The organism is Micromonospora avicenniae (assembly GCF_900156065.1).
In the GTDB taxonomy this organism is placed as follows: Bacteria; Actinomycetota; Actinomycetes; order Mycobacteriales; family Micromonosporaceae; genus Micromonospora; species Micromonospora avicenniae.
In genome coordinates, this window is record NZ_FTNF01000008.1 from 196,498 (window position 1) to 211,040 (window position 14,543).

A 14,543-nucleotide genomic window follows, 5' to 3' on the forward strand; every position below is an offset into this window, starting at 1 on the left:
TGACCACCCTCGTGGCCTGCCCGGCCCGTGGGGCACCCGCGTCCGCCAGAGCGGCGTGTTCTCACGGCAAGCCCGATAGGCGGCCGGGGACAGCGTAGGCACGACAGAACCGCCTTCATGATCCGTTCATCGGACCGCCCGCACCAGTTCGTTGGATTGAGCGGAAAGCCGACGAGGGTCGACGGCGCGCCCTCCCGGCGCAGACGAGACTCGCACGGAGGAAAGTATGTCGACCCGAACCCGGATCGTCGCCGGCCTGGCCACCTCGGCGGCCGCCGGCGCGGTGGCCCTCGCCGCCGGCCTCACGACCGTTGCGGTGCCCGCGCCGTCCGGCCTGGTGCCCGTGGCGGGCGCGCAGGCGGCCGTGGCCGAACCCCCGGTCGTTTCGGCCACCCTGGCCCGCAGCTACGACGCGTTCGACGCCCGGCAGGGCATCGCCGTCGACGACCGCTACTTCTACGTGGCCGACAACCGCAGCATCACCAAGCACGACAAGGCCACGGGACGGCCGATGCTCCAGTTCGTATCCGACCCGGACGGGCCGATCATCCACCTGGACAGCGCCGTCGTAGTCGACGGCAAGCTGTACGCCGCGCACTCGAACTACGACGAGTCGCCCATGGAAAGCTCGATCGAGGTCTTCGACACCCGGACCATGCGCCACGTCGCGACCCACAGCTTCGGGATCTTCCGCGGCTCGCTGACGTGGCTGGATCGTCACGACGGCGCATGGTGGGCGGGCTTCGCCAACTACGACGAGATTCCCGACGGCGGCACCGAGCCGTACGGGGAGACGTACCAGACGCAGGTCGTCAAGCTCGACGACCACTTCCAGGTCGTCGAGGCATGGACCATCCCGAAACCGATCCTCGACCGGTTCAAGCCGATGAGCAACTCCGGCGGATCCTGGGGACCAGACGGCCGGCTCTGGCTCACCGGTCACGACCTCGGTGAGGCCTACGTGATGACGCTGCCGTCCGCCGGCTCCGAGCTGGTGTGGGCCGGCACGGTCACCCTGCCAGGGGTCGAGGGTCAGGGCATCGCGTGGGAGCACGCCGGTGCCCGGTCCAAGCTCTGGGCCATCAAGCGTTCCGCGAAGCAGGCCCTCAGTTTCACCGTGCCGCTCGGGTCGGTCACCGACCCGGCCGCGCCGGCGTGGCAGATCCTCGGACCCGGCAAGTTCCAGCAGTGACCCTGGGGTGGTCGCCGGGCCTACGTGGCGGAGCGCCGTCGCGTCTCCGGCGACCGCCGACGCGTGGCCCCGCCACCGCGAGCGCGGCCGGTCCGCTCGGGCCGGCCGCGCCCGCGATCCCGGATCAGTCGACGACCGGCGGTGCGGTCCTGGCCGCCGCCGCGAGTTCCGCCGCCGCCCCGGCGTACGGGTTGTAGGTGTAGGTGCGCGCCAACCCGGCCGGGACCGTGAAGTACTCGGCGGACAGCTTCGCCGGGTCGCTGGCGAGCTCCCCGCGAGCGGGTAGATCGTTGCCGTCGTCCCAGCCCCACGGCGCGTTGGCCGAGTTCGTCGAACAACTCCAGGTGCCGGACCCGCAGTCCCCGGAGGTGTCGCCGGCGAACGTGCCGAGGCCGGCGAAGAGGCTCGCGTTCGACCGTTGTGCCCAGAGACCGTCGGTGGCGAAGATGTCGATCAGCCTGTACCGCACGTCGCGATCGTTGCCGTCGCTCGGCGTCTCGGCGACGGTGGACGGGTAGTAGACCAGGCCGTCCCCGTTGATCGTGTACTGCGGGTACGCCTTCAGGCCGTGCCCCTGCGCCTCCTGGGCCGTCACCGGATGCTGGAACAAGTCGTGCGGCGATGCCTGGAACTGAAGGATGCCGTCGACGGTCTCGCGTCCGCTCGTCCAGGTGCTGCCCGCCGGCGTGTACGAGTAGAAGTCGCTGTGCGCGACGGTGACCGCCCCGCGCAGGACCCCGTACGTGGTGCCGTCCCGCTCGACCGTGAGCAGCACGCCTTCGCCGTCATTCTCGTGTTCGGTCTCGAAGAACGGGTGGTCCGTCCAGTCCCGAGGGTGGAAGAACAGGTACGTGAGGTACCAGTGGGTACTGGTCTCGACGACGGAGTAGTACGCGTGCGAGGCGAGCGAGGTGCCGGCCTGACCCGTCCGGTCCCAGTTGTTACGGCCGTTCAAGTCGCCGTCGAAGTCGACCTCGGCGATGTAGTCGGACCGGCCGCCCAGCGAGTGGGTCCCGGTGGCGTCGACGTCCTGGTAATGGATGGGTGCCCAGCGTAGGGCGAGCTCGGCCCGGCTGACGGCGGCGCTGGCCGGCGATGGCGCCACCAGCTGGGCCGCCGCCAGCGTCGCCACGGCGCCTGCCGCCGTCAATGCCCGCGCCACCCGGGACCGCCGGGCTCTGTTTCTGTCGAGCATGTCGTGCTCCCGCGTCCGAACGGATAGACCATTGTGGATTATCGTGGTGTCGGACGCCGGGCGTGTGTCCGCCGAGCGAAGCCCAGATTGAAGGATCTCGACGGCTGGGAGCGAAACGGCAGTCGCGGCGGCGCCGAGGTGCAAACGGCGCCGCCGCGCGGTGGTCACTTCACCGTGATCGACCTCGGGGTGGTCTTCGAGTCCAACCAGGTGTTGATCAGCTTGGTGAAGTCACGGCCGGTCTGCTTGTTCACGAACGCGATGAACGAGGCCCGGTCCTGCTGGGTGTTGTGCTGCTCCTGCACCCACGCGCGTGCCAGCGCGAAGAACTTCTTGTCGCCCAGTTGCTTGTGAATCTCGCGAAGCATGGCCTCCGGGCAGATGTAGACGTTCCCCTCGGCGAAGTTCTTCGGGTTGGGCTTGCCGGGCGGGCCCAGCTTCTTGCGCAGCGCGGCGTCGGCGTCCCGCAGGTACCGGTCCAGGCTGGCTTCGCTGAGATGCTGGGTCTCCTTGGTGTACAGGTCCTGGGCGTAGTTCGCCCAGCCCTCGTTCAGCCACACGTCGGTCCAGGTGGTCGGCGTCACGGAGTCGCCGAACCAGTGGTGCGCGTACTCGTGCAGCAGGTCGGTGCCCCAGCGGTCGCGCCGGGCCTTGCTGTTCTCGATCTTGCGACCCATGGTGATCATCTGCTGGGTCTCCATGCCGGATTCCGAGTCCACCACCACGACGCCGCCGGACGGGAAGGGGTAGACCCCGAACTTCTTCTCGAGCCAGGCCAGGTACGTGGGCGACTTCTTCAGGTACGGCAGGAGCTTGTCGTCGGCGCCCTTGCGGTACCAGTAGGTCAGCGGGACACCCCTCGGTCCCTTGGCGGTCAGCTTCTGGTACTTCCCGACGGCGAGCGTGGTCAGGTACGTCGCGACCGGATCGGCGCTGCGGTAGGTGAAGGCGTTGCCGGACTGCCCCGCCGGGGTGCCGCTGGCGATCGCGGACCAGCCGGCCGGCACGGTGACCGTGATGTCGTAGAGTGCCTCGTCGGACGGCTGGTCGTTCGCCGGGTACCAGGTGAAGGCACCGAACGGCTCCTGCATGGTCCAGAGGCCGCCCTCCTTGGTGACGGTGAGCCCCAGCTTCTCGGCGTCGCTGCGGTGCGACGGCATCGGCGTGGCCTTCGGTGTGCCGTGGTACTTGACCACCAGGGTCACCGGCTTGTCGCCGACGACCGGGGCGGCCACGGTGAGCTTCTCCTTCGCCACCGTGCCCGTGACGGTCGAGCCGTCCAGCGTCACACCATCCACCTGGTACGGCATGAAATCGAGAACGAGGTCGGCGGCGTCCCTGGTGGGACGGATCCGCAGAGTGGCGGTGCCGGTAAGGGTCTTGGTCGACGGAGCCCACTCCAGCTCCAGGCCGTAGTGCAGGACGTCCACCGCGTCGGTGCCACGCGCCGGGTAGATCGGATCGGCGACCGGGGTGGATTGTCCCGCCTGCCAGACGGTGTAGTCGACAGCGGGGGCAGTCGGGCTGGGGGTGGTCGTGGGGGAAGAGGTGCCGGACGCCGGCGCGGCCGGATCAGCGGTGCAGCCGGCGACGAGCAGTGGCGTGAGGAACAAGGCCATCGGTAGGCGGTGACGCATGAGCGCACCGTACGGCAAAGATCAACTACGTGGGGGGCGGTGGTTCCTCCGGCACCCTGCGCGGAGCAGTCCGATGATCACGACACGGGGGACAGGCCGTGCTCGACGTACCCGACGAACTCATCGACGAACTCGCGCCACCCGTCGCCGCCGGGATGCGGCTGCTTCTGGGCGTGATCCCGACGGGCCCCGCAGCTCGGCTGGGGCGGCTGCGCGCGTCGGAGCAGGCCCGACCGGACACCCAACAAACCTTCGTGCGGGCCGGTCATCAGCGGGTGCTCCTTCCACCCCCGCGGCAGCCCGTCTCCACGTCGAGCGAGTCGGCGAAGATACTCGGGCTACGCCGCCTGGGCGCGCTGCACGCCCGACCAGGACCCCGTGTGGCGGACCGTCACATTCTCACGCCGAGCGAGCCGTTGGGCCTGGCCGCGCTCCGGGAGTTGGCCGCGCTGACCACCGAACGTCTGCTCGGCGCGCTGGAAATGACCGTGACCGGGTTGGAACCGGCCGAGGTGCCGGGCCTGACGGTGTACCTGCCGCCACCGCCGCCCGCCAGCGGTCGGTACGGGTTCGCCTCGGCCGGCAACGACAGCGAGGCGTTGACCGCCGCGCTGCTGCTGGACGCCGTGCGACCCGGCGTCGCCGACCTGGTTCTCGCCCTGGCCGGTCGGCTCGCCGTGCATCCGGCCGTCGTCCCGCACCTGGTGGTGCCGCCGGACGCCGCCGACGAGCAGGCTGTGGCGGCGCGGCACGGGCAGGCGCATCTGGCTCTCGCCGTGGCAGTGGCGCACACCGTCGTCGGGAACGTGCAGATACCACCCCTCGCCGACCGGACCGCCGCCACCGTCGGTGTCGGGATCGGCGCGGCGGCCGCCGTGCTGGGGCAGACGCCGATGCCGCCCGCGTACGCCCCGGCGCTGCTGAACAAGATCCGAGCCGAGTACCTGCTGCCTCGCCGGTCGTTCGGCTCGGTGCGGGTGTCGCGGCACCGGTTCGGGTTGATCGAGGGCAGCTTCCCCGACACCGTCGACTTCGCCGGCAACGGGCTGGTCGCCGTGGTCGACGGCGGCGCCGTCATCCGGACCGGAATCGCAGACCGCCCGGCGCGCGTCCAGCTCACCGTGCTGGCCGAGGAGCCGCCCGAGGTGGCGTCCGGTTGGGAGGAGATCGTCGAGGTCAGCTGGCACGCCGCCGAGGGGCTTGCGTCGGTGCTCGGCCCCGACGGCACGAGCGCGCCGCCGCTGCGCGCCCAGACGCCGCCCTGGCCCGGCGACTACCGCCTGCGGGTGCACGCGCGCGGCCGCGACGATCGCGACGACCCGGACGCGGAGACGTACGAGCTGGTGGTCTGGCCGGCACCCGCCGGACCGGAGGTCGTTCATCGCCGTACCGACCGGCTGGGGCACCGGCTGCGCGGCGAACCCGAGCCGGCGCGGCCGGTGCGACCGGAGCACGCGTATCGGTGGGTACGCCGCAGCCTGCTGTCGGAGGCGGCGACGGTCACCGTGACGACCGGCGCGACCGTCGAGGAGGTGCTGCGCGCGTTCGGCGCCGACCCGGACCGGCCGGAGTCGATCCGCTCGATCGAGGCGGACCTGTACGCCGGGGACTCGAACCTTCCCTGGGTGGCCGTGCTCGACGCCGGGCCGGCGATCCTCGCCGTCGAGTACAACGGCTTCCAGGGCTCGCAGGAATCGGTGCTGCGCCGGGCCTCCGCGCGTTGCCGGGCGGCGAGCATGTTCTGGAACGTCAACACCCTCATGCGGCTCTCCTTCGCGGAGCAGGGACGGCTGCTCGCCGCGTTCGAGCCCGGCATGAGCGCCGCCGAGCCGGAGGTCGACGCCGAACCGGCGGTCGAGGCCGCGACAGCCGGCCTGGAACTCGCCGACCACGTCGATCGTCACCTGAAGGGCCTGGTCGCGGTCGAGAGGTTCACCGGGTACGGCATCACCGCAGCCGACCTCGATCGCATCACGACGACCGGGACCGCCTTCCGGATCATCCCCGTCGTCGATGACCTGTGATGCGTGGGGCGTCGGACGCCTGGCCCGGTTCGTCACTGTCGCCGGCCGTCGGCGGCGTTCAATGAGAAGTAGTCCTCCTCCTCCTGCGCGAGATGGAGCCGGAGCACGGCGTCCAGCCCGTACATCGCCGCGAGCAGATCGGGCACCTCGTCGGCGCGCAGCCGGCCGTCCGGCTGCCGGGCCAGGTGGCCGCCGATCCGGTCCACCAGGCGGCTGATCTCCACATGCTCCCGGCTCATCGTGGAGGTCGCCTCGTCGCTGCCGAGCGGGCCGGCCAGCGCCGGGTAGAGCCGCTGCTCCTCCGCCGCCTCGTGCGGCAGCACCTCGTCGATTAGCCGGCGGTGCACCTCACGCAGCGCCGGCACGCACTCCGGCCCGTCCGGGCGGGTCGCCACCAGGTCGGCGGTGTCCCGCAGCCGGGCCAGCACGTCCCGCACCCCGGCATGCTCGCCGGCGTACCGGTCGAGCAGCTGCCGGGTCTGCGGGGAGACCTCCCGGCGACGCAGGCCGCCGCCGAGGGCACGTAGCGCGTTGAGGATCACGAGCACGTCGATGCCTTCCTGAAGGAACGCGCCGGCGACCGGCGGCAACCTGCCCACGGCGGCGGCAACCATCGCGACGACGGCCAGGCCCATACCGACTGTGGCGCTCTGCAGAGCGATACGGCGCGCGTACCGGGCGATCTCGACCGCGTCGGCGAGACGGTCGAGCCGATCCACGGTGAGCACCGCATCGGCCACGTCCGCGGAGGCGGTGGCGCCGGTGGCGCCCATCGCGACGCCCACATGTGCCTCGGCCAGGGCCGGGGCGTCGTTCACGCCGTCGCCGACCATCAGGGTGATCGCCCGCCCGGACTCGTCGCGGACCCGTTCGATCTTTTCCTGCGGCGAGCACTGGGCGATCACGTCGTCCACGCCGACGACCTGCGCCACCTGCCGGGCGGTCAGCGGCCGGTCGCCGGTGACCATGACCAGCCGTCGGAGGCCGGCCTGCCGTAGCCGGCGCACGGTGCGCCGGGCGTCCGGACGTACCGGGTCCTCCAGGACGATCGCGCCGAGCAGTCCGTGTTCGTCGCTCACCCAGACGCTGGAGCGGCCGGTCAGCTCGGCGCGTTCGCGCACCCGCTGGGCCCATTCGGGCGGCTCACCGGCGAGTTGCCCCACCCGCACCAGGCGCCCGTCCACCCGGCCGCTCACCCCGCGCCCCGGCTGTTCGGTGACGTCCGTCGGCTCGTCGAGCCGCAGCCCTCGCGCCCGGGCCTGCCGAACGAGGGCGGTGGCCAGCACGTGCGGGGAGAGTTGCTCGACGGAGGCGGCCAGCCGCAGCACCTCGTCACGGTCGCCGCCCGGCGCCACCACCGTCTCCGCCGCGACGGGACGGCCGGCGGTGAGCGTGCCCGTCTTGTCCATGAGCAGCGTGCGCGCCCGGCCGAGCAGCTCCAGCGACCCGCCGTCGCGCACCAGTACCCCACGCCGGGCCACCCGGGACAGCCCGGCGACGATCGCGATCGGGGTGGCCAGCAGCAGCGGGCAGGGAGTGGCCACCACCAGCACCGCCACCGCCCGCAGGAACTGGCCGGTGAGCAACCATGCGACGCCCGCCAGGAGCAGCGTGAACGGCACGAACGCGGCAGCGTACCGGTCGGCGAGACGGACCATCGGCGCCTTGTGCGCGGTGGCCTCCTCCGCGAGCCGGACGATCCCGGCGTACGTGCTCTCCGCCGCGTTCTTCGTCGCCCGAAGCCCGAACCCCGCACCCGAGTTGACCACTCCGCTGGCCACCTGTTCGCCCGCGGTACGGGTCACCAGCTGCGACTCGCCCGTGACCACCGACTCGTCCAGCGTCACGGACTCCTCGACCGTCCCGTCCACCGGTACCACGTCGCCGGGACCCACCACCAGCCGGTCGCCGGCCGTCACCCGGTCCAGCGGCACCACCTCGATCCCGCCGTCCCGAGTGCGCCGCCGCGCCTGCCGGGGAGCACGTTCCAGTAGCGCGCGCAGGTCACGGCTGGCCCGCCGCTGCGCGTAGCCCTCCAGCGCCTGACCGGTGCTGACCATCACCGCGATCACCGCACCCGCCAGGTACTCGCGAACCAGCAGCGTGCCGACCAGCGCCAGCACGGCGATCACGTCGACCCCGAACTGGCGACGCCACAGCTGGCGCACCGTCGCCCAGGCGGCCGGCACCAGCGCCACCAGGGTCACCGCCGCCCAGACCAGTTGGGGCGCGGTACGCAGCCCGGCGAGCCAGAGCCCGCCGCCCACCAGCGCGGCCAGGGTGAGCAGGGTCAGCGGTGCCCACTCCCGCCAGTCCACCCGGCGCTGCCGCGCCGGCCGCTCCGGCACGCACTCGTCCGGTTCCGCTCCCACCTGCGGATCGTCTCAGCGCCCCGGCCCCCGGACGCGGAAACCGGCGTGATCCGTCACGACCGGACGACAGCGGGCCGGGACCCGCGTGCCGGATGCCCGGTAATCGGGACGGTGCAGCGGCAACAGCGCGCGCGACGCGTCCGGAGTGAGGCACGATGAAGGGAAAAGAAAGGTCGTGACGATGAGCCAGGAGACGCCGGCCGGGGACCGCCCGCTGACCACCGCGCTCACCCAGGCCGCCGCGACGGCCGGTCTCGCCCCGTCGGTGCACAACAGCCAGCCGTGGCGCTGGACGGTTCTCGCCGACGCGCTGGAGCTGCGGATGGTGCACGAACCGCAACTCGCCGCCACCGATCCGGAGAACCGGCTGGTGACGTTGAGCTGCGGTTTGGCGCTGCACCACGCGCGGGTGGTGCTGGCCGCCGAGGGTTGGGCCGCCGAGGTGGAGCGGCTGCCCGACCCGGGCCGGCCTGAGCTGCTCGCCCGGCTCAACCGGTTCCAGCAGACCACGGCTGACGCCGACGCTGCCCGCATCGTGCAGTGCATCCGGCTTCGGCAGACCGACCGGCGGCCGGTCAGCGACGAGCCGGTGCCCGACGCGACGCTCAACGAGATCGTCGGAGCGGCCGTCGCGCAGGGCGCCCGGCTCCAACTGCTCGACTCCGACCAGGTGATGGATCTGGCCGCCGCGGCGGCCCAGGCCGCGGTGGTAGCGCAGGAGGAGCCGGAGCTGCGCGAGGAACTCGCCTACTGGACGAGCCGGGCCGGCACCGGCGTTGGGCTGCCGCCCGAGGTGCTGCCCGAGCAGCCGCCGCAGACCACCGTGCCGGTACGGGACTTCGGCCAATCCGGGACCCTGCCGATCAGCTCCGGGCACGACCGTGCGGCCGCGTACGCCATTCTCTGGAACACCGACGACGAGCCGGACAGCTGGCTGCGCGCCGGTGAGGGGCTCTCCGCCGCCTGGCTGACCGCCACCGGGCTCGGCGTCTCGATGGTGCCGCTCAGCGGCGTGGTCGAGACCGACGGCACCCGGCAGACCCTGCGGCAGATGCTGGCCGGGCTCGGCTTTCCGTACCTGGCGATGCGTCTGGGGGTCGTGGACCGGACGAACGCCGCGCCACCCCACACGCCGCGCCTGCCCACCGAGCAGATCGTCGACACCTCCGCGCTGGACGCCGGCACTGCCTGACGGTCCGGTTCCACGGCACCCACCCCGAGGACGGTAGGCCGAAGAACCGACCGCCTCGCGCTCGCCCGTACGCCAGTCTGGAGGCATGGCGCGGCAGCCACCACAGGACAGGGGTGCCAACACCACGCCGGCCGGGCGCGACCCACGGCGACCCCTGCCCGACCCCCTGATGCTCGCCCTCCTGATCGCCTTCCCGATACTCGTCTGGGCACCTGACGAGCTACGGCGAGCATCACTGCGCCGTCGCGCTGCGCAACGCTGACGTCACTGTCGTAGCCCATTCGGGCGACGACCGGAAGACCGGGACGGCCGCTGCGGAGCCGAACCGTGCAATTCGTCGTGATCGCCCTACCCCCGGACGTAATTTGAGCGAGGGGCGGGTGGTGCACGGGGGAGTGTGATGGGTGAGCCGCGGGAGGCTTTCGTCGAGCTGCAGCAACGCCTGGGCCGGGCAGGCACGCGGATGCTGGATCGGCTTCGCCAGGCGCAGGCGGAAGACGGCCGGGTCGACGCCGACGACCTGGCGCGGGCAGCGGAGGATTTCGGCTGGCCGGTGGTAGCCGTAACCGGTTCGGCGACCTACTACGCGGACTTCGCCGAGGGCCGGCAGGGCCGCCGTCACGTGCGGGTGTGCGAAGGGACCGCGTGCTTCGTCAGCAGCCAGGGCCAGCACATCGCACGCATCGAGCGGGCCCTGGGCGTACGGCAGGGCGAGTGCGCCCCGGACGGGTCGGTGTCGTTGCAGGGCGTGCGATGCCTGGGGTTCTGCTACGACTCGCCCGCTCTGCTCGACGGAGATCGGCCGTGTAGCGGCGAAACCCTGGGGGCTCTGTTCGGTGACCCGCTGGCGGCGCGGCGGCGGACGCGGCCCGAACGGGTCGAGCCGTTGAAGATGGGTGCGGCCGAGATCCCGTACACGAGTACGACAGAACGGCCCGTGGTGCTGGCCGGGCTGGTCGGAGGCGAGGAACCGTGGGCGGTGTGGCCCGGTGTGGTGACGACCGGTTCACCGCAGAAGGTGATGTCCGAGGTCGCCGCCTCGGGCCTGCGCGGACGGGGCGGGGCCGGCTTCCCGGTGGCGAAGAAGTGGTCCGCGACCGCCGCCGAACCCGCGCCCAGGTACGTGGTGGGCAACGGCGACGAGGGCGATCCCGGGTCGTACGGCGATCGACTGCTGATGGAACGGGACCCGCACCGGATCCTGGAAGGTCTGGCGCTGGCAGCGTTCGCGGTCGGCGCGCCGCACGGGCTGATCCTCGTGCGTTCGGAGTACCCGGCAGCCGCCGACCGGCTACGTGCGGCCGTGGCGCAGGCACGCGAGGCCGGTCACCTGGGCGCCCAGGTGCACGGCTCGCCCGTCGACTTCGACGTGGAGATCGTGGTCGGGGCCGGCTCCTACGTCGCCGGCGAGGAGACGGCGTTGCTGCACGCACTGGCCGGGCTGCGGGCGGCTGTGCGGGCACGCCCGCCGTACCCGACCAGCCACGGCTTCCTCGGGCAACCGACAGCGGTCAACAACGTGGAGACCCTTGCGGCGGTGCCGTGGATCGTCCGGCACGGCGGAGCCGCCTACGCCCAGCTTGGCCACCCGGACGAGCCCGGCACCAAGCTGGTCTGCCTGAGTCAGCGCTTCCGCCGGCCCGGCGTGTACGAGGTGGAGTTCGGCGTGCCGCTGCGCCACCTGGTAGACGACCTCGGCGGCGGCCTGCGCGAGCCCTACCAGCTGCGCGCCGTGCAGGTCGGCGGCCCGCTCGGCGGCTTCCTCGCGCCGGACCAGCTCGACCTGCCCCTGCTGTCGAAGCCGCTCGCCCAGGCGGGTGCGGCACTGGGCCATGCCAGCCTCGTCGCGGTCGACGCGACCGTGCCGGCCACCGCGATCCTGCGGCACGCCTGGGCGTTCGGAGCTGCGGAGAGCTGTGGCGCATGCACACCCTGCCGGGTGGGCACCCGGCGGGGTCTGGAGATGGCCGAGCGGCTCGGGGCGCCCGGGGCGGCGCTCGCCGACCACGAACCCCTGCTCAGGGTTCTGGACGTGGCGAGCCTGTGTGCGTTCGGGCGCGGGGTGTCCTGCGCGGTGCGCAGCCTGCTGCGGGTGTACGCCGACGAGTTGCACCGGGCGTCATCCACGAGCGAGGGCGGTGGGTAGGTGCGGTTGTCAGTCGACGACATCGGCGTCGAGGTGGCCGAGGGGGCGACCGTGTTGGATGCCGTCCGGGCGGCCGGCGTCGTGGTGCCGACTCTCTGCTACGACGAGCGGCTCACCCCGCAGGGATCGTGCCGGGTCTGCCTCGTCGGATTGCGGGGCCGGGTGGTGCCCGCCTGCACCACCCCCGCAACCGATGAAATGGACATCCGGACCGGCGACGAGAGCGCGCGCGACGCGGCACGGCTCGCCCTGGACCTACTCGTCTCCCAACTGCCCGCGCGGGCGCTCGACATCCCCGCCGAGCGCAGCGAGTTGGTGCGTGCCTGCCAGCACTTCGGCCTGACCGTGACCCGGTTCGACGGTGCGACCCGCGACGCGGGCGTCGACCACTCCCACCCGTACGTGAAGCTCGACCGGGACCTGTGCATCGCCTGCAACCGGTGCGTACGCATGTGCGCGGAAGTGCAGGGCACCTTCGCGCTCTCGCTGGCCGGGCGTGGGTTCGACACCGTCGTCGTGGCCGGCACCGCAGGGCCCTGGGTGTCGTCGCCCTGCGTCGCGTGCGGCGGCTGCGTCGACACCTGCCCGAGCGGGGCGCTGTCGGAGCCAGGGCTGGCCGATCCGCGTCCGCTCGACCGGACGACCACCACCACCTGTGGGTACTGCGGTGTGGGGTGCAGCCTGCGGGTGCACGTACGCGAAGGGGCCGTCGCCGCGGTGACCCCTGTTCACGACGGTCCGGTCAACCGCGGCCACGCCTGCGTCAAAGGACGCTTCGCGCATGCCTTTACCCGCTCCCGCGACCGACTGACCACCCCGCTGATCCGTGCCGGTGGCCGGAATTCGCCGCTGCGGCCCGCGTCCTGGGAGGAGGCCCTCGTCTTCGCCGCGACCCGTCTGACGGCGATCCGCGACCGCCACGGGCCCGATGCGATCGGCATGATCTCCTCCGCGCGGGCGACCAACGAGGAGAACTACCTGGCCCAGAAGTTCGCCCGCGTCGCGCTCGGCACCAACAACATCGACAACTGTTCCCGGTTGTGCCACGCGCCGTCAGCAGTCGGGCTGACTGCCGCCTTCGGTCACGCCGGGGGCACCAACTCGGTCGACGACCTCGACGACACCGACTGCATCTTGATCGCCGGTGCGAACCTGACCGAGGCCCACCCGGTCGTCGGGGCCCGGATCAAACAGCTGGTGCTGCGCGGCGCCCGGCTCGTCGTCATCGATCCCCGCCGCATCGACCTCGCCGAGATGGCCGACGTGCACGTCCAGGTCAGACCGGGATCCAACGTGGCCGCCTTCAACGGCATCGCCCGGGTGCTGATCGACGAGGGATACGCCGACCAGGATTTCCTGCGTACCCGCGCGAACGGGCTCGCCGAGCTGACCGCGCTGCTGGCCGACTATCCACCCGAGCACGCGGCGCGGCTCGCCGGCGTCGCGCCCGAGACGCTGGTCGCGGCCGGACGACTCTACGGGGCGGCGCGCCGCCCGGCGATCGTCTACGGGCTCGGCGTCACCGAGCACGCCCACGGGACCGACGGGGTACGTACCCTGTCGAATCTGGCCATCCTCAAAGGCGCGGTCGGCACCCCCGGCTGCTGCGGCGTGCTGTCCATGCGCGGGCAGAACAACGTCCAGGGTGCCTCGGACATGGGTGCCCTGCCGGATCTGCTCCCCGGCTACCAACCCGTCACCGACGCGGGCGTCCGCGCACGTTTCAACCGAACGTGGCAGGCGGAGGTGCCCGCCCGGCCCGGGCTACGCATCCTGGACATGTTCGCGGCCGCGATCGCCGGCCGCGTCCGGGCCATGTACGTCATCGGCGAGGACATCGCGCAGACCGACCCGGACAGTGGCAACGTCCGTCGGGCACTGGCCGCCTGCGACTTCGTCGTCAATCACGACCTGTTCCTCTCCGCCACCGCCGAACACGCCGACGTGGTGTTCCCGGCAGTGTCCTTCCTCGAGAAGGAGGGCACGTTCGTCAACTTCGATCGCCGGGTCCAGCGGGTCCGCCCGGCGCTGGACCCACCCGGAGAGGCCCGCAGCGACTTCGACATCCTGCACCTGCTCTCCCGTGCGATGGGCGTCGATCTCGGCTGCCCCACTCCCGCGCACGCGATGGCCGAGTGCGCCGCACTGACCCCGACCTTCGCCGGCATCTCGCACGCACGGCTCGACCGGGAGGGGCCGCTGCACTGGCCATGCCGGGATGCCGGCGACCCCGGCGAGGGACGCCTCTACCTCGGTTCGTTCGCCACCTCCGACGGCCGAGCCGCACTGGCCGCGCGGCCGTACCTGCCCCCCGGTGAGCAACCCGACGGCAGGTTTCCGTACGTGCTGATCACGGGGCGCCGGCTCGCGCATTACAACAGCGGCTCGATGAGCCGCCGCACCCCCAACCGTCAGCTCCAGCCACGCGAGGTCCTCGACCTGCATCCCGACGACGCCGCGCGACTCGGGTTGGCCGACGGCGACCTCGTTGAGGTGACCAGCCGCCGGGCGGCCGTCACCTACCCCGTCCACCTGACCGACACCGTGCCACCGGGGCAGACCTTCACCACCTTCAGCTTCCCGGACGCGCCCACCAACGCCGTCACCTCCGACGCCGCCGACAGCACGACAGGCTGCCCCGAGTACAAGGTCACCGCGGTCTCCCTGAGAGCCGCGGGAGTGGACGCCGAGAAGAGGCTCCCTCCTGGCGTGGCTTCGCCGACGAAGTGATCCCGGGCGGGCCCGGTGCACCTGGCGTGGTATCAGGTGGTGCCAGCACGGCCGA

At 72.1% G+C, this 14,543-nt stretch carries 8 protein-coding genes; 5 read left to right on the forward strand and 3 right to left on the reverse strand.

Features of this window, described 5'->3' with window-relative positions; all coding sequences use genetic code 11:
• Positions 1-226: 226 nt before the first annotated feature.
• A complete protein-coding gene (locus tag BXA10_RS15165) occupies positions 227-1,192 on the forward strand; it encodes a hypothetical protein (RefSeq protein ID WP_076470986.1) in 966 nt (321 codons plus the stop codon).
• Positions 1,193-1,316: 124 nt separating this feature from the next.
• Here BXA10_RS15165 and BXA10_RS15170 read toward each other — a convergent pair whose 3' ends face one another.
• Together BXA10_RS15170 and BXA10_RS15175 are read right to left on the reverse strand one after the other, a co-directional pair.
• Positions 1,317-2,387 (reverse strand): hypothetical protein, encoded by a 1,071-nt coding sequence (locus BXA10_RS15170; RefSeq protein WP_076470987.1) that lies wholly within the window; start codon positions 2,385-2,387, stop codon positions 1,317-1,319.
• 164 nt (positions 2,388-2,551) lie between these two features.
• Entirely contained in the window at positions 2,552-4,024 is a 1,473-nt protein-coding gene (locus BXA10_RS15175) for a M1 family metallopeptidase (protein WP_076471053.1), read from the reverse strand.
• A 98-nt stretch (positions 4,025-4,122) separates the two neighbouring features.
• Between BXA10_RS15175 and BXA10_RS15180 the strand changes: the two genes are divergently transcribed.
• Entirely contained in the window at positions 4,123-6,048 is a 1,926-nt protein-coding gene (locus BXA10_RS15180; RefSeq protein WP_076470988.1) for a DUF6461 domain-containing protein, read from the forward strand.
• A gap of 32 nt (positions 6,049-6,080) precedes the next feature.
• Here the strand turns inward: BXA10_RS15180 and BXA10_RS15185 are convergent, their stop codons facing one another.
• The gene (locus tag BXA10_RS15185) at positions 6,081-8,420 is read right to left on the reverse strand and encodes a heavy metal translocating P-type ATPase (protein ID WP_076470989.1); all 2,340 of its coding nucleotides are present in this window, start codon (positions 8,418-8,420) and stop codon (positions 6,081-6,083) included.
• A 181-nt stretch (positions 8,421-8,601) separates the two neighbouring features.
• Here BXA10_RS15185 and BXA10_RS15190 point away from each other — a divergent pair, with 181 nt between their 5' ends.
• From BXA10_RS15190 to fdhF, 3 genes are all read left to right on the forward strand, one after another.
• Positions 8,602-9,612 carry an Acg family FMN-binding oxidoreductase gene (locus tag BXA10_RS15190; protein WP_076471054.1) on the forward strand — a complete coding sequence of 337 codons (1,011 nt, stop codon included), beginning with the start codon at positions 8,602-8,604 and terminating at the stop codon, positions 9,610-9,612.
• 400 nt (positions 9,613-10,012) lie between these two features.
• Positions 10,013-11,758: an NAD(P)H-dependent oxidoreductase subunit E gene (locus BXA10_RS15195; protein WP_076470990.1), complete on the forward strand. Its 1,746-nt coding sequence runs from the start codon at positions 10,013-10,015 to the stop codon at positions 11,756-11,758.
• Positions 11,759-14,488, forward strand: a complete 2,730-nt coding sequence (gene fdhF / locus BXA10_RS15200; protein WP_076470991.1) for a formate dehydrogenase subunit alpha — start codon at positions 11,759-11,761, stop codon at positions 14,486-14,488.
• Positions 14,489-14,543 lie beyond the last annotated feature (55 nt).

What these genes read in the sequence shown, in the direction of transcription:
- BXA10_RS15165 (WP_076470986.1), top strand. Translation starts at nt 227, where the DNA reads ATGTCGACCCGAACCCGGATCGTCGCCGGCCTGGCCACCTCGGCGGCC.
- BXA10_RS15170 (WP_076470987.1), bottom strand. Translation starts at nt 2,387, where the DNA reads ATGCTCGACAGAAACAGAGCCCGGCGGTCCCGGGTGGCGCGGGCATTG.
- BXA10_RS15175 (WP_076471053.1), bottom strand. Translation starts at nt 4,024, where the DNA reads ATGCGTCACCGCCTACCGATGGCCTTGTTCCTCACGCCACTGCTCGTC.
- BXA10_RS15190 (WP_076471054.1), top strand. Translation starts at nt 8,602, where the DNA reads ATGAGCCAGGAGACGCCGGCCGGGGACCGCCCGCTGACCACCGCGCTC.
- BXA10_RS15195 (WP_076470990.1), top strand. Translation starts at nt 10,013, where the DNA reads ATGGGTGAGCCGCGGGAGGCTTTCGTCGAGCTGCAGCAACGCCTGGGC.